Source organism: Caballeronia sp. GAWG1-1 (assembly GCF_023631465.1).
In the GTDB taxonomy this organism is placed as follows: Bacteria; Pseudomonadota; Gammaproteobacteria; order Burkholderiales; family Burkholderiaceae; genus Caballeronia.
In genome coordinates this window covers 584911-605383 of record NZ_JALQDB010000037.1, presented here as the reverse complement: position 1 = coordinate 605383, position 20473 = coordinate 584911, and the positions used below count along the sequence as shown (strand labels likewise).

Here is a 20473-nt window from a genome sequence, read left to right as displayed (position 1 = left end):
GCAACACACGAACGTGGACGTCAAGAGCATCACCAAGTCGGTCGATGCGCTCGGCAGCATGTTCGTCGGCATGAAGGTCTGAGGCCTCGCAGGCTCAGAGAGGGAAGGACCACGTGCCTTCCTCTCTCGTTGATTCTTGCCGGTAACGTCCGAGCCTCAACGAGAGGACCGTATCTCCTTGCGGCCCTCTGGGTGAAGAGTTTTAGCCCGCTTGTTAGCGGGCTTTTTTTGCGTCCGATCAAAGCGACGGTACGACATGCTCCCTCGAAAACCACGAGCGATGAATCGTCTACCGCGTCGAAGATAATCCGCCAGCAAATTTATCCGGTTGACAACGCTTTTTGGCCAGAGAAACCTGACGTTGTGCAATGCACCAATCTGGCTGAATCGCGGCAGAAGCCAGGAATACACGTCACGCCGCTCAACGTTCATCTTCGAGGTCCGTCATGCGACTTTCCATCCTGCTGGCTGCACTCACGACCTGTCTGACCTGTACGGCACGCGCAGAAAATCCGGCTTCGCCACAAGACTCGGCCATGTACCTTTCGAGTGTCGTCGGCAATTCGCAGATGAACGCAAATCCGCAACTGGCGCAGCCGGTCAGCGCGTCGTCGGACAAACCATGCACGTCGCCCGGAAGACGGGTTCAGCGGGACATTCGTGGGTCGATCGACGGTGGCTCGCGCTGCGACAATGCAACGGCCACCGCGTTCTGACGACACGCGCGAAGCAGCGTGTTCGACGTTTGCGACGCGTGCATCACTTTAGGTGTAGCTGCTCGACGACAAGCGCAGGACAACGATTTCACTCAGAGGCCGCTCAAGTGCGAGCGCGAAAACGGCCCTCGCATTGCTCGATGCATCGCGCACCTTCGCGCCGCCAAAAACTAGCACGCGCAATGCCGCGCTTAAGAGGAAGAGGGACGCGCCTTAAAAGTCGTCGGAGAAACTCAGTTCATAGTCGACGCTCGCGCCCACGCGCAACTCACGGCCCGCGCCGTCAAGAGCAATCGCGTTCTGCCCGAACGTGAGGCCGCCATCTACACGAGCATTAGCGCGCCAGCCCATCATGACGTCGAGCGGTTCGTTGGGCCATTGCGCGTCGCGCACGCCGTGCGTCTGATCGACCGTCGTGATCGGACAGCGCGCGCACGGCTTCACCATGCGCAACACGATGCCATCGACCGAGATCGTATCGATGAAGTCTTCCTCGAAGGCGTCGAGACCGCTCAAGACGACATTGGGCCTGAAGCGATTCATCGGCACGCGCGGCGCGCCCTTCGCTTCGAGACGCGCGTTGAGATCGTCGAGCGAGGCGTGGTTGGCGACGAGCAGCGGAAAGCCATCGGCGAATTGCGTGGGTGCGTCGGCATCGCGCGTCCACGTCTTGCTCGCGAGGCGCGTGACGTCGTCGGCAAAGCGCACGAGCCGCACGGGAACGCCGAGGCGTGCGGAGAACCAGCGCGCGGCGCTCACGCCTTCGTCTAACGCCTCGAAGTGATCGCGCCAGACATTCACGGCGACGCGCGCCGGGTCTTTCTCGTGCGCAAGCGGCACTTCGAGCGGTTCGGCAGCATCGGGGGAATTCAGCACGAGCGCATCTGCCGTGAGCGTTGGAATGATGCGCGCCATCGCCGGGAATTCGCGTTGCGAGACGAAGCGCCCGTTTTCGTCGATGACCATCCAGTGGCGATCCCACGGAAACCCGTGAACGGCGAGCTGCACGCAATCGAGTGCGATTGCGCCGCATGACTTGACTGGATAGACGAATAGCGCGCTGATGGTAGGCATGATCGGGGTGTTCGATGGCGCGAACCGCTCATCTGGAAAAGCGCCATTGTCCCGTGCTCATATTGTTCCGGCAAGCGGTGCGTTCATACGCTTTATAACCGTTTCCCCGCATCCGCCGTGACGCGCTCGATCAACCGCTGCACACGAAGCGCATCATCGCCGCTGACGCTCGGCGCGCGATCATCCCGCACGGCATCGAAAAAGTCCTTCAACAATGCACGATGCGCGGCGTGCGAGAAGTCCATCGGCTTCGCACCGAAGCCCGACGACGAAGGATCGCGAAACTCGTCGATGCTTCCATCACGGAAAAACACGCGCAAGTGCCCGCCTTCGAGCGTTGCCGTGCCTTTATCGCCGATTAACTCGATGCGCTCCGGAAAGCCCGGAAACGCCGCCGTGGTTGCAAGAAGATGACCCACGGCGCCGCTCGCGAACGTAAGCGAAGCGCTTGCAAAGTCCTCGGACTCCATCGTGTGCAACGCGGTGGTCGCGGTAGCCGCCGCGACCGAGGACACATCGCCCGCCAGCCACAGAAGAATGTCGAGCGAATGAATTGCCTGCGTCAACAACACGCCACCGCCATCGCGCGCATAAGTGCCACGGCCCGGTTCGTCGTAATAGGATTGCGGCCGCCACCAGCGCAGATCGAGTCCCGCGCATGCAATCGAACCAAGCGCGCCACTCGCCTTCACTTCCGCCAGCCGCTGCACGGCGGGACGAAAGCGATTTTGAAACACCACGCCGAGTTTGCATTCCGCAGTACGGCAGATATCGACGATGCGCGTGGCGCGCGACATCGACACATCGAGCGGTTTCTCCAGCATCACGTGCTTGCGCATTGCGGCGGCCTGTTCGACCAGTTCGAGATGCGTATTCGGTGGGGTGAGGACGAGCATGGCGTCGATGGTCGCGTCGTTCAATATTGCATCGACAGACGCGCCGACAGGAAACCCGTGCGCGCTGGCGAACCGTTCTACTCGTTCAGGCGAACGGCCGACGACCGCCACGACCTCCACTTCCTCACGCAATTCATTCAATGCGAGCGCGTGAGGCGTTGCAGCCAATCCAGCGCCGACCATCGCGATTCGAATTTTGCGCATCGAGCCTTCCTTGGGCGTTGATGTGTCACACGATTGTCGTCAGCTCCGGAACGGCTTCGAAAAGATCCTGAGCCAGACCATAATCCGCGACGCTGAAAATAGGCGCTTCCGGGTCCTTGTTAATGGCGACGATGACCTTGCTGTCCTTCATGCCGGCTAGATGCTGAATCGCGCCCGAGATGCCGACCGCCACGTACAACCGCGGCGCGACGATCTTGCCCGTCTGACCCACTTGATAGTCGTTCGGCACGTAACCGGCATCGACCGCCGCGCGCGATGCGCCCAGCGCAGCACCGAGTTTATCAGCGAGCGGTTCGAGCACCGTCGTGTAGTTCTCGCCATTGCCGAGGCCGCGTCCACCCGACACGATGATCGAAGCCGAAGTCAGTTCCGGCCGATCCAGCTTCGTGACTTCGCGGCTGACGAATGACGAGATGCCAGCGTCGGCTGCCGCTTCGATCTTCTCGACCGATGCACTGCCGCCTTCTGCCGCCACCGGATCGAAGCCCGTTGCACGCACCGTGATGACCTTGATCGGATCGCTCGATTGCACCGTCGCGATAGCGTTGCCCGCATAGAATGGACGCTCGAAGGTATCGGCACTGTCGACGGCGGTGATGTCGCTGATCTGTGCGACGTCCAGATGCGCCGCGATGCGCGGCGCGATGTTCTTGCCATAGGCAGTAGCAGGCGCGAGGATGTGCGAATAGTCCTTCGCGATATTCAGCACCGTGCCCTCGACATTCTCAGCCAGACCTTCGGCGAGTTGAGGCGCATCCGCAAGCAGCACTCTCGAAACGCCTGCGATCTTGGCTGCCGCATCGGCCGCGCCTTGCGCGTTCGCACCCGCGACCAGCACATGGATATCGCCGCCGATTTTTGCCGCCGCCGCTACCGTGTTCAACGTCGCGGCCTTGATGGACGCGTTGTCGTGTTCCGCAATTACCAGAATCGTCATCAGATCACCTTCGCTTCGTTCTGCAACTTCTCGACCAGCGTCTTGACATCGGGCACTACCACACCCGCCGAACGCTTCGGCGGTTCCGCGACTTTCAGCGTCTTCAGTCGCGGCGTCACGTCAACGTCAAGATCAGCGGGCTTCAAAGTCTCCAAAGGCTTTTTCTTTGCCTTCATGATATTGGGCAGCGTGACATAGCGCGGCTCGTTCAGGCGCAAGTCGGCCGTCACCACCGCAGGCAGCTTCAACGTCAACGTTTCGGCGCCGCCGTCGATCTCGCGCGATACCGTCGCCTTGCCGTCCGTCACCACCACCTTCGATGCAAACGTCGCTTGCGGCAACGCAGCCAGCGCGGCGAGCATCTGGCCGGTCTGATTGCAATCGTCGTCGATAGCCTGCTTGCCCAGAATCACGAGCTGCGGCTGTTCCCTGTCGATGAGCGCCTTCAGTATCTTCGCCACGGCGAGCGGTTGCAGTTCATCGCCGGACTCGACGAGAATGCCGCGATCCGCGCCAATCGCCAGCGCGGTACGCAAAGTCTCCTGGCACTGCGCGACGCCGCACGATACCGCGACGACTTCCGTCGCCACACCTGCTTCGCGCAGGCGCACGGCTTCTTCCATCGCGATCTCGTCGAAGGGATTCATCGACATCTTCACGTTGGCGAGTTCGACGCCGCTGCCGTCGGACTTGACGCGCACCTTCACGTTGTAATCCACCACTCTCTTCACTGCCACGAGGATTTTCATGAGCTAACCGTCCTTCAACGAATGCAAGTCTCACTTGATGATCAACACCTTCGACCGATCGAAAGCCACCGTGACGGCGACGATCAGGATCAGACCGAACACGATCTGCTGCGCGAATACGCTGATGCCGACGAAGGTCATGCCCACGCGCGCCACCGACACCAGCAGTGCACCGACGAGCGTCCGTCCAATGCCGCCCGCGCCGCCCGTCAGCGCCGTGCCGCCGACGATCACGGCGGCGATGGCCGGCAAAAGGAATTGATCGGCAAGCGTGGGCGAACCGCTTCCAAGACGCCCTGCCATCACGACGCCCGCCAGTCCCGCGAAGAACGACGAGGTGCCGAACACGAGGCACTTCGTGACCGACACGCGCACGCCCGAGGCAATGGCGGCGGGTTCGCCCGCGCCGATGGCATCGGTGCGACGGCCGAACACCGTCGAGCGATGCAGGAACAGGCAGAACAAAAACACGGCCACGCCAAGCAGGATTTCATGCGGCACGCCGAACGACGTACCCGTGGTCCATCCAAGCGATGCATTGCGCATCTCGTCGCTGATGCCGATGGCACGCGTACCCGACAACGTCAACGCCGCCGCCGATGCAATGCCGCCGACCGCGAGCGTCGCGATGAACGAGGGAATGCGCAGCACGGTCTGAATGACGCCGCTCAAAAGCCCGATGCCGAACGAAGCCGCAAGCGCGATCACCGCCGCCATCGCGCCGTAACGCGGCAGCAGCATCGCGACGATCACGCTCGACAACGACGCCACCGCCTGCAACGAAAGGTCGATGCTGCCGAGCAAAACCACGAATGTCGTGCCGGCCGCCATGATGAAAAGCGTCGAGCTATCGGCAAGCAAACCGAGTTGTGTCGATGGCGCGAGAAAGCTCGGCTGTGCAAGCTCGATCAACACGTAGAGCACGACGAGTGCGAGAAACGGCGCGTTGTCGCGCAGCTTCGCCGCAAGGGGAGCGTTCAGTTGTGGCATATCGACCTCAGACCATGTGTTCGACGATTTCGACCTGCGAAGGCTTGCGCCCGACTTCGCACGGCAGGATTTTTTCGGCGCGGCCGTCGCGCATCACCATCACGCGATGACTGAGACCAAGAATCTCTTCGAGCGTGTCGCCGGTCAGCACCACCGCCACGCCGTCCGCCGTCAGTTCGCGGATCAGCTGATAAACCTCTTCCTTCGCGCCGACATCGAGACCGCGTGTCGGATGATCGAGCACGAGGATTCGGCTGCCCGCGAAGCGCCATTTCGCGAGCACCACTTTCTGCTGATTGCCGCCAGAGAGATTGCGGCACGACGCATCGGCGCCGGGCGTCTTGATGTGCAGACGTTCGATCCATTCGTTGGCGAACGCACGCTCGCGCGCCTTCTTCACGATGCCGCCACGGCTCACCGCATTGAGACGCGGCAAGGTCAGGTTTTGCGCGACGCTCATTTGCGTGACGAGACCTTCGACCTTGCGCTCGCGCGGCACGTAGCCAATGCCCAATGCAACGGCATGATTCGCATGCGGCTTCAGATGCGTGCTGCCCACCAGCACTTCGCCGCGATCGAGCTTTTCGAGTCCCGCGATGACGCGGCACAGTTCCTCGCGCCCCGAGCCGACCACGCCCGCGACTCCGAAGACTTCGCCGCAGCGGACATCGAAGGACACGTCATCGAGCACATGTCCGAGCGACGCGTGACGCACCGAAAGCGCTACATCGTCGCGGCAAGGCTTCTGCAGATTCTCGCGGTAATACTCGCCATGCAGCGTACGGCCCACCATCAGTTCATGCAGCTTCGTCACCGACGCCGTTCCCGACGCCATCTCGGACACGACCTTGCCGTCCTTCATGACATACACGCGATCGGAAAGCGACAGCAGCTCGTCGAGCCTATGCGAGACGAACACGAACGAGGCGCGCGACTTCAGTTCGCGCACGAGGCCGAAGAGAATCTCGATCTCGCCTGCTTCGAGCACGGAGGTCGGCTCATCGAGCAAGATGATCGGCGTGCCGCCCGTGCGACTCGCCAGCGACAAGGCGCGCGCGAGTTCCACCATCTGCCGCTGACCGAAGGACATGTCTTCGCAGAGCGTCAATGGATCGATATTCAAACGCACGGTCGCCAGTTCCTTCTGCGCCGCGCGCTTGAGCTTCGACCAGTTGATGCGGCCGAAGGTCACGAACTGTTCTTCGCGCCCGAGAAACAGGTTCTCCGCGACCGTCAGGTTCGGCAGGATCGACTGCTCCTGATACACCATGGCGATGCCCTTGGAGGTCGCATCGCGCGGATTACGAATCACGAGCGGCTTGCCGTTCAGCGTGATCTCGCCCGCATCCTGACGATACGCGCCGGTCAGGAGCTTCATCAACGTGGACTTGCCCGCGCCGTTCTCGCCGATCAGACCGACGATCTCGTTGGGCCGCACGTCGATGGACACATCGTCGAGCGCAAGTACGCCCGGAAAGCGCTTGGTGACATTCTTGAGTGACAGCATGTTCATCTCCTCACGCTCATTTGACGATGCGCCGGCGCGAACGATTCAGCGCGAGCGTTACCGCCGCGATGATCAGCACGCCTTGAATGCCCTGCTGCACGTAAGGCGGAACGCCAAGCAGCACCATGCCATTGCCGAGCACGATGACGATGAGCGTGCCGACGAGCGTGTTCATCGGGCTGCCGTTGCCGCCCGCGAGCGACGTGCCGCCGACCACGATTGCGGTGATCGCCACGAACAACTGACCATCGGCGATACGCGCGTGGCCCTGACCGTATTGCGCGACGGCCAGAATGCCCGCGACGCCATAGAACGCACCGGCCAGCGCGAAGACCGCAATGCGCACGCGCGATACTCGCACGCCGCTCAGACGAGCGAGGTCCTCGCCTCCGCCGATGGCAAGCGTATGCCGGCCGAGCAGCGTGTGCTTGTAGACGAACCACGCGATTCCCAGCACCAGCACCGCGATCCACACCGACAAAGGCGAGCCGAAATAACGCGTGATGGAGATGGCGCGCAACATCGGGTCGCTCACGCGGATGGTGTTTCCCGACAGCCACGCAGTGCCGATTCCCGTCGCCACGAAGCCGACGGCAAGCGTCGTGATGAACGAAGGGATGCGCAGGAACACGTGCAGCACGCCATTGGCAAGGCCGAGCAGCGCGCCCGCCGCGATCGCCACGGCGAGCACCCACAGCCCGTAGTGGTTATCGTTGTACGAGTTCTCGACCAGCATCGACACGGCAATCGCCGCGACCGCGACGATGCCTTCCGCCGACAGGTCGATGCTGCCGAGCTGAATCACGAACGCGGCGCCCAAGGCGATGGTCAACGGAATCGCCGCGCCCACCGCGATTCGCGACAGGTTCATCGGATCGAAGAAATCGTGGTTCAGCGCGCCGATGCAAAGACCGAGCGCCACCAGCACCAGAACGGGTGCGAATCGTCGCAGCAAAGCCTGCTTCGATACCAATGGAGTCCCGGTTGTTGTTATGCGGACGGCCTGCCGGGTGGGCGCCACGGTCAACTTGTTCATCGATACACCACCGGACCCGACACGCGGGCATAGAGGTTGTTCCAGTCACCGCCAGGCGCGGCCGCCCGCTTGATGACGTCCTGCACGTTCGCCTTCGTCACGAACGTGGCCTTGCAATACGATTCGCGCCGGTCCTTCGGCAGGGCGGCCACGTCGATCTTCTTGTCCTTCGCCTGCAAGCCCATCGACAAGCCGATGCCGCCGAGCCAGTACGGGTCCCAGTCCACCGACGCGATCAGTTCGCCCGCCTTGATCGCGGCGAGTCCGGGCGGCGTGCCGTCCATGCCCGTCACCGGCATCTGGCCCGCGAGCCCTTCGGCGCGCAACGCTTCGATGGCGCCGAGCGCCATGTCGTCGTTCGCGGCCCATACGCCCTTGATCTTCGAGTTGAAGCGCGTCATCCACGCCTGCATGATCGGAAACGCCTTTTGCGAATTCCAGTCGGCCACCTGGAAGTCGAGCAACTGGATGTCGGGGAACTTCTTTAGCGCGGCTTCGAGACCGGCCTTGCGCTCGATTGCCGGCACATTGCTGAAGATGCCGCCGAGCGCGACGACGCCGCCCTTGCCGCCCATCGCCTTGAAAAGTTGCGTCGCCGCTTCCTCGCCGTACGCGACGCCATCGTAAGAAAGATGCGCCACGTAGTTCGGGTTGTTGTCCCACGGATGCAAGTCCTTCGGCTTGTTCCAGATCGTCGTCACGAACGCGCCCGCCTTCGAGCAGGCTTCGACGATCACGCGGGCATCGGCGGAGTCGTTGGGATCGACGTTGAGGACGAGGTTGCCGTTGGTACGTTGCAGGAGCGCGCGAATGTCGGCAATGCCTTTCTCGGAACTGCCTTCGGTCGTCAGCGGTACATAAGGCAGGCCGGCGCTCGCGGCAAAGCCCTGCGCGCCCTTGTTGAATGCCGCGTGATAGGGATTGGTGAGCGAGCGGAACGAACAGGCGAGCGTCGTCTTGTCCGCGCCGAGCGACAGGCTCGACAAGCCGCCGCCCGCCACCGCGAATGCGGCTCCGGCGCCCAGCCTCATGAAGTCCCGGCGCGAGAAAGCCGTGCGTTGATGTTGTTCAGACATGATGTCTCCCACGAATGGAATAAATAGACGGATAGTTATTTATGGCTCGAAGAATCCGATGGTGCCGAACCCTTCAGGCGCCTACGCCACGCTCACGGTGACGTCGTGCAGCGAGCGGCCCGCGTGCGCCGCCAGTTGGCCCGTCGCGGGCGCCTTCGCCGCAACGAGTCCGCGAATCAGGTCCGAGGCTTTCTCCGCGATCATCAGCGTCGGCGCGTTCGTGTTCGAACTGACGATACGCGGCATCACCGATGAATCCGCCACGCGCAGCCCTTCGATGCCATGCACGCGCAACTGCGGATCGACCACGGACATTTCGTCGATACCCATCTTGCAGGTGCCGACCGGGTGATAGCCCGTGCGTCCGTATTGCTTCGCGTACGCCTCGTATTGGGCCTGCGTGCGTACCGAACCGCCCGGAAAGTGCTCGCTCTTGATGTACTTGGCGAGCGCGTTCTGACTCATGATTTCGCGGCTCTGACGAATGCCCTCCACGGCCACCTTGAGATCGTGGGGATCGCGAATGTAGGCAGGATCGATGACCGGTGCATCGGCGGGATCGGCGCTGTGAAGCGTGACGTTTCCACGGCTCCTCGGACGCAGGAAATACGAGTTCAGCGTGCAGCCCGAACCGGACGGCACCGGCGGCACGCCCGCTTCCACGCCCGCGCCCGGCAGAAAATGGAACTGCAGGTCGGGCGTCGGCACGTCGCTGGCCGAATACCAGAAGGCGCCGCCTTCCGCGATATTCGATGTCACCGGTCCCTTGTTGAAGATTTTGTATTCGAGACCGGCGAGCAGCATCATGTGCTTCTTCGCATACTTGTCGAGACTGTACGGACCGTTCAGCTCATAGACGATGTCGATGTCGAAGTGATCCTGCAGATTGGCGCCGACGCCGTCGAGTGCATGCAGCGGCTCGATGCCGACGCGTTCGAGATCCGCCGCGCGGCCGATGCCCGAGAGCATCAGTATCTTGGGCGAACCGATTGCACCCGCCGTCACGATCACCTCGCGCTCGGCGCGCGCCACGATCACATTCGAGCGCGCGTTCTGATCGGCATATTCGACGCCCACCGCGCGACCGTTTTCGATCACGATGCGCGACACGAGACAGTTCGTCTTCACGGTGAGGTTGCCGCGCGAGCGCGCCTGTTGCAGATAGCCGACCGCCGCGCTGCAACGCCTGCCGCCGCGCTGCGTGACCTGATACACGCCGACGCCTTCCTGCTGCGCGCCGTTGAAGTCGCTGTTATACGGCAGGCCCGCTTCCTGACCCGCCAGCACGAAGGCCTTGGTCAGTTCGTTGACGCTGATGAGATCGGACACGCCGAGCGGCCCGCCCACGCCGTGATACTCGTTGCACAAGCGCTCGTTGTCTTCCATGCGCCGAAGGTAAGGCAGGACGCCATCGCGAAAACCCCAGCCCGTGCAGCCTTCGCGTTCCCATGCGTCGTAGTCGGCGGGTTGGCCGCGCGTGTAGACCATCGCGTTGATGGAACCGCCGCCGCCGAGCACGCGGCCTTGCGCGAACGGAATTTGCCGCCGTTGCGTTTCCGCCGCCGCGACCGTGCGATAGCCCCAGGTCAGCGGGCCGCTCGTCATCTTGAAGAAGCCGACCGGCATATGGATGTACGGGTCGGTATCGGCGGGACCGGCTTCGAGCAGCAGCACACGGCTGCTCGCGTCTTCGCTCAGACGCGCCGCGAGCGCACAACCCGCCGCGCCTCCGCCAACGATCACAAAGTCATACATTGCTGTCTCCGATTCTTTGTTCGCCACGAGTCGCGCGTGGCCGTCCGCGCGGCTCTCGAAGGCCGCTCTCGTGAACCACTCGCGCTATGCGATCCAGCGCGGCCGATTGCCAAGCTGCACATGCACGGACTTGATCTCCGTGTATTCCTCGACGCCGTAGCGTCCCGTCTCGCGGCCGATACCCGACTGCTTGAATCCGCCGATGGGCATTTCCGGTCCGCCGGTAATCGTGCAATTGACCCAGATGCGTCCGGCTTGCACATCGCGCAGACTCTTGAACGCGCCTTGCAGGTCGCGCGTCCAGATGCTCGCCGCGAGACCGTACGGCACGCCGTTCGCGAGTTGGATAGCCTCCTCGAAACCGTCGAACGGCGTCACTGAAAGAACCGGCCCGAAGATTTCGTCCTGCGCGAGCGAACTGCCCGGCTGTACGTTGCGAAACACCGTCGGCTGGATGAAGAAGCGCTCGCCATCGCTGCTGGCGTTACCGCCGCAAACGAGTTGCGCGCCGTCGTGCGTGCCTGCATCGATAAAGCCGCGAATCTTGTCGAACTGCCGCGCCTCGACGATTGCACCGACATGATTCGACGCGTCGAGCGGATCGCCCATGCGCACCTTGGCAAGCACCGCGCCGATACGTTCGACGAGCTCCGCTTCGACCGAGCGATGCACCACGAGCCGGCTGCCCGACACGCAGCACTGTCCTGCGTTGAACGCGATGCCGAAGGCGATGGCGTCGGCGGCGTCGTCGAGATCGGCATCGGCGAACACGATCTGCGGATTCTTGCCGCCGAGCTCAAGCCCGACCTTCTTCATGTTGCCGCCCGCCGCCGCGAGCACCGAACGGCCCACCTGCGTCGAACCGGTGAACGAGATCATGTCGACGTCCATGTGTTCGGCAAGCGCCTGCCCGACCACCGGACCGAGACCGGTCACGACGTTGACCACGCCGTCCGGCAGACCCGCTTCGGTGAGCAACGCGGCGAGCTTGAGCGTCGTGGTCGATGTCAATTCGGACGGCTTGACGACCACCGTGCATCCCGCAGCCAGCGCGAAGGGCAGACGCTCCGAAAGAATGAAGAAAGGAAAATTCCACGGCGTGACGATGCCGACGACTCCCACCGGCTGACGCATGACCAGCCCGAACATGTCGGCCCCGAGCGTGTCGTGCGAGTCGCCATGGACCACGCGTGCAAGGCCCGCCGCATATTCCCAGATGCCCGCGGCCGCCGTGACTTCGCCGCGCGACTGGCCTACAGGCTTACCGCTTTCGAGCGTTTCGAGATACGCCAGCGTCTCGACGTTGTCGCGAATCAGGCGCGCGGCTTTCAAGAGGACCGTTGCGCGTTGCTCGCCGGATAAGCGCGACCAGCGGCCATCGTCGAAAGCGCGGCGGGCAGCGGCAACCGCTGTATCGAGATCGCCGGATGACGCACGCAGCGTCGCGGTGACGCCCACGCCGTGCCCCGGACTCTTGCGCGTCACCCATTCGGCGGATGAGCCCGCATGACTTTTTCCGTCGATGTACATCGGCGTGCGCAGCGGCTCGTCGGGAAGATGCAGCGAGGCTGCGAGTTCGCTCAAATCACTCATATCCGTCTCCATTCAACATTTCCGCGGTGCGCCCGGCATTCGCTGCAAGCGTGAGAACAAGGTCACTGCCTCACGTCAACGGAACCCATTCTGCACCATCCGGTTACTTCCGTACAAGCCGATTTTTGGTTTATAGTCGCTGACATACCGAGTGCCTTCCGGCATCCCGACCGCTCATCCTTCGACCACGCACATGACCCTCACCCCCGCTACGCCGAGAAGCGCATCCAAGTCCGCCGAAGCCGTCGCCACCCGTCAACCCAGACAGCGGGACCCCGAAGTAACGAAGGCCCGGATTCTCGATGCCGCGAAAAAAGAGTTCGCCAAGCTCGGCATGGCGGGCGCACGAGTGGAAGCCATCGCCACGCGCGCCAAGGCCAACAAGCGGATGATCTATCACTACTTCGGCAGCAAGGAGGAGTTGTTCGTCGCGGTGCTCGAAGACGTGTATGCCGACATCCGCTCCGCCGAACTCAAGCTCGACCTCGACCATCTCTCGCCCGAGGAAGCCATCGTCGCGCTCACCACGCATACCTGGAACTACTACCTGAAGAACCCCGAGTTCATGACGCTCGTGAACAGCGAGAACCTGCATCGCGCGCGGCACGTCAAGAAGTCGCAGCGCTTCAAGGAATTGCATCAGGGCTTCATTTCGATGCTGCAACGTATCCTCGATCGCGGCGTCGAAGCGGGCGTGTTTCGTAGTGGCGTCGATGCGCGGCAACTGCATATCACCATGGCCGCCATCGGCTATTACTACCTCACGAATCGCTTCACGAGCGGCGTGATCTTCGACATCGACTTCATGGACAAGGCGGCACTCAAGAGCCGTCTCGACTTCAATATCGACACCATTCTGAGGCTCGTGCGGCCTTGAAAACGGCACGGCGAGCAGCTTGGGAAGCGGCGTTGCCATGTCACGCCACCTTCTCTTGCGCCGCCGACATACGCGCGAGCAACGCTGCATCGACGAGCGGACGAAACGCCATGCGCGCCAGCACGTCGCGCTCTATATCCACGCCGTCCGCAACCTCGATCAGCCGCACGCCTTCGGCTTCCAGCCGGAACACCGCCCGCTCGGTCACGTAAAGCACTTCCTGCGCGCTACGCAATGCCTGCTCGCCGCTGAACGTGATGTGCTGCACGCGTTCGACGAGCTTCGGCACGCTGCCCGGCGACACGATCTTCAAGCGCGTTCCCGCCTGCTCGACATCCAGCCCTTTCGCCTCGAAACTCCCGCAAAACACGATCTTGCGTGCGCCTTGCGTGATGTCGATGAAGCCACCCGGTCCGACGACCGTCGACCCGAGCTTCGACACGTTGATGTTGCCTGCGCCATCCATTTCGCCCATGCCGAGAAAGGAGACATCGACGCCGCCGCCGCTGTAGAAATCGAATTGATCGACACTCGACAGAATGGCGTGCGCATTGCGCGCGGTGCCGAACATGGGGCCGTCGAGCATCGCGCCGTTGTGAATGCCCTGCTCGACCGATCCCCAAAACGTGCCGAGACGCCCTTGCTCCGCGAGCAGCGCGGGAATGCCGCCCGGAATGCCGAAGCCGAAGTTGGCCGATTGTCCTTCGTGCAGTTCGAGCGCCGCGCGTGCCGCGATGATGCGGCGAATGCCCGTCGGCACTTCGTAGAAGCCTTCGCCGATGGTACACAGCGCTTCACCGCTCAAGGCCGCGTCGTAGTCCGACACCACGCATTGCACTTGCTCCGGTGTCTCCACGAGCGTGTCGACGAGAATGCCCGGAATGCGCACGAGCCGCGCCGGCACGTAGCCTTCCGGGGCGCGCTCCTTCACCTGCACGATCACGCGGCCGTCGCTGTTATGCGCGGCGAGCGCGGCGGCGTAGACATCGAGGTCGGCCGGTTCGCGGCGCAGCGTGACATTGCCGCTCTCATCCGCCGATGAACCGCGCACGATGGCGAAATCCACCTTGAACGGCTTGTAGCGCAGGAATTCGCGGCCATCGAGTTCGATCAGCTCGACGAGGTCTTCGCTTGCGCGCTCGTTGATCTTCCCGCCATCGATACGCGGATCGACGAAGGTGCGCAGTCCCACATGCGTGACGAGTCCGGGCCGCCCCGCGCCAATCTCGCGCAGCAACGTGCTGATGGCGCCGGCGGGAAAGCTGTAGGCCTCGAAGGCGTTGTCGCGAGCGAGCTTCTGCATGGCGGGCGCCCAACTCCAGTGTCCGCCGATCACGCGTTTGACCATGCCCTCATGCGCAAATCGGCCGAGGCCGCTGCCCTTTGCGTCACCGATGCCGAGCGCGTGGACGATGGTCAGATCGCGCGGATGTCCCGTCTCGAGAAAGCGCTTTTCGAGTTGGGCAAGCACGGCGTCGGCTTCGAGCAGCCCGCCGCCGGAACCCGCGAGTGCGATGGTCGCGCCATCGAAAATCTGCCCGACCGCAGCGGCAGCATCCGTCCACTTGTTCACTGAAAGCTCCTTTGGGAAGCAGCCGCAAAAGCCATTGACAGCGGCCATTCGTTGGTCTTAAATAACCCACCAGATGGTTACTTGCTGCGAATGTTGGCACACGAAACCTCTGAATTCAAGCGGTATTTCGACTGGCTGCGGGTAAACCTTCAACGCAAGTCCTGCCGCAAATATCTGATCTGACGATAGGCATGGAGACAACATGAGACTCTCGGAAACGCACGAGCAAATTCGCGACACGACGCGGCGGTTTGCGCAGGAAGTCATCCGGCCGCTGGCCGAGGAACTGGATCGCGAAGAGCGTTTTCCAGCGGAGATCTACAAGCAGATGGGCGAACTGGGACTCTTCGGCATCACCGTGTCGGAGCAGTTCGGCGGCGCGGGAATGGATGTCACGGCTTACGCGCTCGTGATGGAAGAGTTGTCGCGCGGCTATGCGTCGGTGGCGGATCAATGCGGCCTGCTCGAACTCGTCGGCACGTTGTTGAGCGCGCATGGCAGCGACGCGCAACGTGCGAAGTACCTGGAGTCTTTGCTGCGCGCCGAGTTGCGTCCGGCCTACTGCATTACCGAATCCGACGCGGGAACGGACGTTTCCGGCATCCGCACCACGGCCACGCGCACCGCCGACGGCTGGGAACTCAGCGGCGCGAAACTGTGGATTCATAACGCGCCCGTCGCCGACCTCGCCTTCGTGCTCGCGCGTACCGACCCGGCTGCGGGTAAGCGCGGCATGAGCATCTTTATCGTCGATTGCCACTTGGCGGGCGTATCGAAGGGGCCGAAAGAACACAAGATGGGACAGCGCGCATCGCAGGTGGGCGAGCTTCATTTCGACCGCGTGAAGCTTGCCGAAGACGCGCTCCTCGGACAAGAAGGACGCGGCTTTCACATGATGATGAGCGCACTCGACAAGGGCCGCGTGGGCATCGCCGCGCTCGCGGTCGGCATTGCGCAGGCGGGTCTCGAAGCGGCGCTCGAATACGCGCAGACGCGCAAGCAGTTCGGCACGCATATCGCCGAATTCCAGGGCATTCAGTGGATGCTCGCCGACATGGCGAAGGACATTCAGGCCGCGCGCCTGCTCGTGCACGATGCCGCCGCGCGTCTCGAATCCGGCGAGCGCGCGAGCATCGCCTGCTCGATGGCCAAGTGCTTCGCGGGCGACACGGCCGTCAAGCACAGCGCCAACGCCGTGCAGATATTCGGCGGCAGCGGCTACATTCGCGGCTACGAAGTGGAGCGGCTTTATCGCGACGCGAAGATCACGCAGATCTACGAAGGCACGAACCAGATTCAGCGCACGATCATTGCGCGCGATCTGATTGCGAACGGAGCATCGTTATGAGCGCGCGTCCTGTTGCGCTCGTCACGGGCAGCCGGCGCGGCATCGGCCATGCGATTGCCGTCGAACTGGGCCGCGCGGGCTTCGATATCGCGCTGACCGACGCCGTGGCTTCCGACGAACTCGATCGAGCCGTCGCCGATGTCGAAGAAACCGGCGCGCGTGCCATTGCCGTCGTATCTGATCTAGCGGATATCGCCTCGCATCACGCCACGCTGAACGATATCGAAACGCGGCTCGACGCTCCTATAGATTGCCTCGTGAACAACGCGGGCGTGTCGGTCATGTCGCGCGGCGATCTGCTCGATGTAACGCCCGAGAGCTTCGACCGGTGCATGGCCATCAACACACGCGGCACGTTCTTTCTCACGCAGGCTTTTGCGCGGCACTTTCTGTCTCGCATACGCAAGAGCATGGCGGCGCATCCGAGCGTCATCACGATCACCTCGTCGAATGCGGTCGCGGCGTCGCCCTTGCGCGGCGAATATTGCGTGTCGAAGGCGGGATCGTCTATGGCCACGACGTTGTTTTCGCTGCGCCTGGCCGAACACGGAATCGCCGTCTACGAAGTGCAGCCCGGCCTGATCGAGACCGAGATGACAGCGCCTTCCCGCGCGCGCTACGACGCGCAAATGGAGCAAGGGCTCACCGCCATCAAACGCTGGGGCACGCCGCGGGAAGTGGCGACGGCCGTGCGCTCGCTCGCGACCGGCGGCTTGCCATACAGCGTCGGACAGGCCATCCGTGTCGATGGCGGCTTACTCGTCAACAAATACTGAACCGCATATGAACTCAACGCTCAAGCTGCCGACCTCGCTCGGCACGATAGAAAGCTACCGTCTGCAAGGCACACCGCTCGATGTGCGTACGCCCGCGCGGCCGTTCAATCGCATCGCATATTCGGCGGCGCATGTCGTGGCCGATCCGCTGCGCGCGGGCGAACTGAACGCGCCACCCGCCATCGACTGGGAACGCACGCTCGACTATCGGCGCTACCTCATCAAGCAAGGCCTCGGCATTGCCGAAGCAATGGACACCGCGCAACGCGGCATGGGTCTGACGTGGAACAGCGCCCTCGAACTCATCACGCGTACCGTGGAAGGCACGCGCGATATTCCCGGCGCGTCGATCGCATCGGGCTGCGGCACCGATCACGTCTCGCCCGGTTCGATCACCAACTGCGATCAGGTCATTCGCGCCTACGCCGAGCAACTCGAAGCCGTGCAGCGCGTCGGCGGACGCGTCATCCTCATGGCAAGCCGCGCGCTCGCGCGAGTCGCGCGCTCGACCGACGACTATCGGCGCGTCTATCGCGAAGTGCTCGCCATGTGTAACGAGCCCGTGATTCTGCACTGGCTCGGCGAGATGTTCGATCCGGAACTCGCCGGCTATTGGGGCGATTCGTCGTATGAGCGCGCGGCGCAAGTGTGCCTCGATGTGATCGGCGACAGCGTCGATCATGTCGATGGCATCAAGATTTCCCTGCTCGACGACGCCAAGGAAATTTCCTTCCGCCGCCAGTTGCCGCCCAAGGTGAAGATGTACACCGGCGACGACTTCAATTATCCAAGTCTGATTGCGGGCGATGAACGAGGCTTCTCGCATGCGCTGCTCGGCATCTTCGATGCGATTGCCCCAGCCGCTTCGCAGGCGCTCGCCGCGCTCGCCAACGACGACCTCCATACATTCCACACGCTGCTCGCGCCGACCGTGCCGCTGTCACGCCATATCTTTCGTGCGCCGACGCAGTATTACAAGACCGGCGTCGTATTCCTCGCGTATCTGAACGGCTTTCAAGACCACTTCTTCATGCTTGGCGGCCATCACGGCATGCGTCCGCCCGCCTATCTCGCCGAGGTCTTTCGTCTTGCCGATCAGGCCGGCCTGCTGCGCAATCCCCACGACGCCATCGGCCGCGTGCGGAAAGTCATGGCAGCGCTCGGTTGCGCCGAGTAATCGCGGCGGATCGTCTTCGACATCATACGGGATCAACATGAGAAACCTGCAGGGAAGACTCGATCTGTGCTCGATCAACACGGCGACGCTTGGCCATCGCGAGGCGTTGAGCGTCACGATCGACCGCATCGCCGCAGCGGGATTTGGCGGCATCGCGCCGTGGCGTCACGAGATGGAGAACGCGAACGTCGCCGACATCGCGCGGCAGATCAGGGCGCTCGGGTTGAGCGTCACGGGCTATTGCCGTTCGACATATGTGCCGGCGGCGAATCGCGCGCAATTCAAGGCGAACATCGAATCGAACAAGGCAGCCCTGCGCGATGCCGCGACACTCGGCGCACGCTGCTTCGTGATGGTCGTCGGTGGTTTGCCCGAGGGCAGTCGCGATCTGAATGGCGCACGCGCGCAGGTGATCGAAGGCATCGCCGAATTGCTGGATACGGCGCGCGAGTGCGGCGTGCCGCTCGCGCTCGAACCGCTTCATCCGATGTACGCGGCGGATCGCGCCGTGCTCAACACGCTCGCGCAGGCGCTCGACATCTGCGCGCAGGTCGATCCCGGACATGGCGGCTTTCTCGGCGTTGCCGTCGATGTCTATCATTGTTGGTGGGACCCGGCGCTTCAGGCATCGATCGGGCGGGCGGGACAAGACGATCGCCTGCTCGCGTTTCATGTATGCGACTGGTTGCGCGAGACACGCGATCTGTTGCTCGATCGCGGCATGATGGGCGATGGCGGCATCGACCTGGCGGCTGTGCGCAGTGACGTCGAGCAAGCCGGATATGACGGACTCGTCGAAGTCGAGATCTTCTCGAAAGAAAACTGGTGGCGGCGCGATCCGGACGAAGTGCTGCGCATCTGCGCGGATCGCCTGCAAACAGTGTGCTGACTGCGAAGGACAATCATCATGCAAGAGACAGTTCGTTGGGGCGTGCTCGGCGCCGCGAAAATCGCCGACAAGTTCGTGGTGCCCGCCATTCAGCGGTCGTCCAATGGCCGCGTGGTGTGCGTGGCGGCACGCGATCGCGAGCGCGCGGCCGCTTTCGCTGCACGACACGACATCGCACACGCATATGCAAGTTACGACGAAGTTCTCGCCAGCGATCAGGTCGATGCCATCTACATTCCGCTGCCAACGGCGAGTCACTTCGAATGGTGCAAAAAAGCGCTTCTCGCCGGCAAGCATGTGCTGTGCGAAAAGCCCATCGCCATGACGGCTTCGCAAGTTCGGGAGTTGATCGCGCTGCGCGATTCGACGGGTCTCGTCTGTGGCGAGGCGTTCATGGTGGCGCACCATCCGCAATGGGCGTTCGTGCAGGAGTGCATCGCGCGCGGGACACTTGGTGAACTGCGGCTCGTGGAAGGCTCCTTCACGTATTTCAACGACGATCCCCATGCACTCAAAAACGATCTCGCATTGGGCGGCGGCGGTGTGCGTGATATCGGCGTCTATCCGGTCGTCACCACGCGCATGGTGACTGGTCTCGAGCCGCTTGCGATCGGCGCGGACATCACCATCGATCCGCGTTACGGCACCGACAAGCTCGCGGTCTGCGACCTCACGTTTGCTGGCTTCGATCTACACTTTTACTGCGGCACTCAACTCGCGCGCCGCCAGCATATGATCTTTCATGGATCGAAAGGCTGGCTCTCGCTCGATGCGCCGTTCAACCCCGGCGTGTACGGCGACGCGAAGGTTCATATCCGTCTGGATGGAACGGGCAAAGCGGAGACCGTCGAGTTCGGCGATGTCGATCAATATCAGTCGATGGTCGAAAACTTCGGCGCGGCGGTGCTTCGGCCGGGCGAACCGCTTGCATTTACGCTCGAAAATTCGCTCGGCAACCAGCTTGTGATCGACGAGGTGCTCTCTCATGCCAACCGCTAGCACGACCATGACCAAGAAAGCGACGTCGATGTTCGACGTTCAGCAACTTCGCGAGACGCGCGCGCTGGCCGCCGCCTGCGCCAATGCGGACGACGCTTCCCTGTGGCGCTGGTTTTCGGCGCTGATGGACAGCGGAAAGATTCGCTGGTGCCTTGCCTCGGAGGGCTGGCTCGTGAGTGTGAACCATCGGCACGTGGCGACGGCTGCATCGTTCGATGAAGCCATCCGCATTGCCAAGGATAGCTCCAGTTTTTCTCTCATGTGATGATGTCGCCGACAT

19 protein-coding genes are annotated in these 20473 nt (G+C 62.6%); 8 read left to right on the top strand and 11 right to left on the bottom strand.

Going from position 1 to position 20473, the window contains the following annotated elements:
- Positions 1–446: 446 nt before the first annotated feature.
- On the top strand, positions 447–716 hold the full coding sequence (locus tag NCT03_RS27765) for a hypothetical protein (RefSeq protein ID WP_250468353.1): 270 nt from the start codon (positions 447–449) through the stop codon (positions 714–716).
- Positions 717–929: 213 nt separating this feature from the next.
- On the opposite strand, the gene NCT03_RS27760 is transcribed toward NCT03_RS27765, so the two are convergent.
- The 10 genes from NCT03_RS27760 to NCT03_RS27715 form a co-directional block, all read right to left on the bottom strand.
- On the bottom strand, positions 930–1790 hold the full coding sequence (locus NCT03_RS27760; RefSeq protein ID WP_250494674.1) for an MOSC domain-containing protein: 861 nt from the start codon (positions 1788–1790) through the stop codon (positions 930–932).
- Positions 1791–1882: 92 nt separating this feature from the next.
- Positions 1883–2890 carry a Gfo/Idh/MocA family protein gene (locus tag NCT03_RS27755; protein ID WP_250494673.1) on the bottom strand — a complete coding sequence of 336 codons (1008 nt, stop codon included), beginning with the start codon at positions 2888–2890 and terminating at the stop codon, positions 1883–1885.
- A 25-nt stretch (positions 2891–2915) separates the two neighbouring features.
- A complete protein-coding gene (locus NCT03_RS27750; RefSeq protein WP_250494672.1) occupies positions 2916–3848 on the bottom strand; it encodes an electron transfer flavoprotein subunit alpha/FixB family protein in 933 nt (310 codons plus the stop codon).
- Positions 3848–4597, bottom strand: coding sequence for an electron transfer flavoprotein subunit beta/FixA family protein (locus NCT03_RS27745; protein ID WP_250494671.1), 750 nt, complete (start codon positions 4595–4597; stop codon positions 3848–3850). Before NCT03_RS27745 ends, NCT03_RS27750 begins: the two co-directional genes overlap by 1 nt.
- Positions 4598–4627: 30 nt before the next feature.
- A complete protein-coding gene (locus NCT03_RS27740) occupies positions 4628–5587 on the bottom strand; it encodes an ABC transporter permease (protein WP_250494670.1) in 960 nt (319 codons plus the stop codon).
- A 7-nt stretch (positions 5588–5594) separates the two neighbouring features.
- Positions 5595–7094 (bottom strand): sugar ABC transporter ATP-binding protein, encoded by a 1500-nt coding sequence (locus tag NCT03_RS27735; RefSeq protein ID WP_244830541.1) that lies wholly within the window; start codon positions 7092–7094, stop codon positions 5595–5597.
- A 16-nt stretch (positions 7095–7110) separates the two neighbouring features.
- On the bottom strand, positions 7111–8049 hold the full coding sequence (locus NCT03_RS27730; protein WP_250494669.1) for an ABC transporter permease: 939 nt from the start codon (positions 8047–8049) through the stop codon (positions 7111–7113).
- A 77-nt stretch (positions 8050–8126) separates the two neighbouring features.
- Positions 8127–9206 carry a sugar ABC transporter substrate-binding protein gene (locus NCT03_RS27725; RefSeq protein ID WP_250494668.1) on the bottom strand — a complete coding sequence of 360 codons (1080 nt, stop codon included), beginning with the start codon at positions 9204–9206 and terminating at the stop codon, positions 8127–8129.
- A gap of 81 nt (positions 9207–9287) precedes the next feature.
- Positions 9288–10961, bottom strand: coding sequence for a GMC family oxidoreductase (locus NCT03_RS27720; RefSeq protein WP_244830543.1), 1674 nt, complete (start codon positions 10959–10961; stop codon positions 9288–9290).
- A gap of 84 nt (positions 10962–11045) precedes the next feature.
- Positions 11046–12554: an aldehyde dehydrogenase family protein gene (locus NCT03_RS27715; protein WP_250494667.1), complete on the bottom strand. Its 1509-nt coding sequence runs from the start codon at positions 12552–12554 to the stop codon at positions 11046–11048.
- A 193-nt stretch (positions 12555–12747) separates the two neighbouring features.
- Between NCT03_RS27715 and NCT03_RS27710 the strand changes: the two genes are divergently transcribed.
- Positions 12748–13431, top strand: coding sequence for a TetR/AcrR family transcriptional regulator (locus tag NCT03_RS27710; protein WP_250494666.1), 684 nt, complete (start codon positions 12748–12750; stop codon positions 13429–13431).
- A gap of 40 nt (positions 13432–13471) precedes the next feature.
- On the opposite strand, the gene NCT03_RS27705 is transcribed toward NCT03_RS27710, so the two are convergent.
- On the bottom strand, positions 13472–15004 hold the full coding sequence (locus tag NCT03_RS27705) for an acyl CoA:acetate/3-ketoacid CoA transferase (RefSeq protein WP_502800427.1): 1533 nt from the start codon (positions 15002–15004) through the stop codon (positions 13472–13474).
- A gap of 202 nt (positions 15005–15206) precedes the next feature.
- On the opposite strand from NCT03_RS27705, the gene NCT03_RS27700 reads away from it, so the two are divergent.
- The 6 genes from NCT03_RS27700 to NCT03_RS27675 are packed head-to-tail and all read left to right on the top strand — an operon-like array spanning position 15207 to position 20458.
- Complete coding sequence (locus NCT03_RS27700) at positions 15207–16352, top strand: acyl-CoA dehydrogenase family protein (protein ID WP_250494664.1); 1146 nt, start codon at positions 15207–15209, stop codon at positions 16350–16352.
- Positions 16349–17128 (top strand): 3-ketoacyl-ACP reductase, encoded by a 780-nt coding sequence (locus NCT03_RS27695; RefSeq protein ID WP_244830551.1) that lies wholly within the window; start codon positions 16349–16351, stop codon positions 17126–17128. Before NCT03_RS27700 ends, NCT03_RS27695 begins: the two co-directional genes overlap by 4 nt.
- Positions 17129–17135: 7 nt before the next feature.
- Positions 17136–18305, top strand: coding sequence for a dihydrodipicolinate synthase family protein (locus NCT03_RS27690; protein ID WP_250494663.1), 1170 nt, complete (start codon positions 17136–17138; stop codon positions 18303–18305).
- 37 nt (positions 18306–18342) lie between these two features.
- Positions 18343–19194 (top strand): sugar phosphate isomerase/epimerase family protein, encoded by an 852-nt coding sequence (locus NCT03_RS27685; protein ID WP_250494662.1) that lies wholly within the window; start codon positions 18343–18345, stop codon positions 19192–19194.
- Positions 19195–19212: 18 nt separating this feature from the next.
- Positions 19213–20193 carry a Gfo/Idh/MocA family protein gene (locus tag NCT03_RS27680; RefSeq protein WP_250494661.1) on the top strand — a complete coding sequence of 327 codons (981 nt, stop codon included), beginning with the start codon at positions 19213–19215 and terminating at the stop codon, positions 20191–20193.
- A complete protein-coding gene (locus NCT03_RS27675; RefSeq protein WP_250494660.1) occupies positions 20180–20458 on the top strand; it encodes a hypothetical protein in 279 nt (92 codons plus the stop codon). Before NCT03_RS27680 ends, NCT03_RS27675 begins: the two co-directional genes overlap by 14 nt.
- Positions 20459–20473: the final 15 nt, after the last annotated feature.

Bases quoted from the DNA above. Each gene is read 5' to 3' on its own strand.
- NCT03_RS27765 (WP_250468353.1), top strand. From the start codon at position 447: ATGCGACTTTCCATCCTGCTGGCTGCACTCACGACCTGTCTGACCTGT.
- NCT03_RS27760 (WP_250494674.1), bottom strand. From the start codon at position 1,790: ATGCCTACCATCAGCGCGCTATTCGTCTATCCAGTCAAGTCATGCGGC.
- NCT03_RS27755 (WP_250494673.1), bottom strand. From the start codon at position 2,890: ATGCGCAAAATTCGAATCGCGATGGTCGGCGCTGGATTGGCTGCAACG.
- NCT03_RS27750 (WP_250494672.1), bottom strand. From the start codon at position 3,848: ATGACGATTCTGGTAATTGCGGAACACGACAACGCGTCCATCAAGGCC.
- NCT03_RS27745 (WP_250494671.1), bottom strand. From the start codon at position 4,597: ATGAAAATCCTCGTGGCAGTGAAGAGAGTGGTGGATTACAACGTGAAG.
- NCT03_RS27740 (WP_250494670.1), bottom strand. From the start codon at position 5,587: ATGCCACAACTGAACGCTCCCCTTGCGGCGAAGCTGCGCGACAACGCG.
- NCT03_RS27735 (WP_244830541.1), bottom strand. From the start codon at position 7,094: ATGCTGTCACTCAAGAATGTCACCAAGCGCTTTCCGGGCGTACTTGCG.
- NCT03_RS27725 (WP_250494668.1), bottom strand. From the start codon at position 9,206: ATGTCTGAACAACATCAACGCACGGCTTTCTCGCGCCGGGACTTCATG.
- NCT03_RS27720 (WP_244830543.1), bottom strand. From the start codon at position 10,961: ATGTATGACTTTGTGATCGTTGGCGGAGGCGCGGCGGGTTGTGCGCTC.
- NCT03_RS27715 (WP_250494667.1), bottom strand. From the start codon at position 12,554: ATGAGTGATTTGAGCGAACTCGCAGCCTCGCTGCATCTTCCCGACGAG.
- NCT03_RS27710 (WP_250494666.1), top strand. From the start codon at position 12,748: ATGACCCTCACCCCCGCTACGCCGAGAAGCGCATCCAAGTCCGCCGAA.
- NCT03_RS27700 (WP_250494664.1), top strand. From the start codon at position 15,207: ATGAGACTCTCGGAAACGCACGAGCAAATTCGCGACACGACGCGGCGG.
- NCT03_RS27695 (WP_244830551.1), top strand. From the start codon at position 16,349: ATGAGCGCGCGTCCTGTTGCGCTCGTCACGGGCAGCCGGCGCGGCATC.
- NCT03_RS27690 (WP_250494663.1), top strand. From the start codon at position 17,136: ATGAACTCAACGCTCAAGCTGCCGACCTCGCTCGGCACGATAGAAAGC.
- NCT03_RS27685 (WP_250494662.1), top strand. From the start codon at position 18,343: ATGAGAAACCTGCAGGGAAGACTCGATCTGTGCTCGATCAACACGGCG.
- NCT03_RS27680 (WP_250494661.1), top strand. From the start codon at position 19,213: ATGCAAGAGACAGTTCGTTGGGGCGTGCTCGGCGCCGCGAAAATCGCC.
- NCT03_RS27675 (WP_250494660.1), top strand. From the start codon at position 20,180: ATGCCAACCGCTAGCACGACCATGACCAAGAAAGCGACGTCGATGTTC.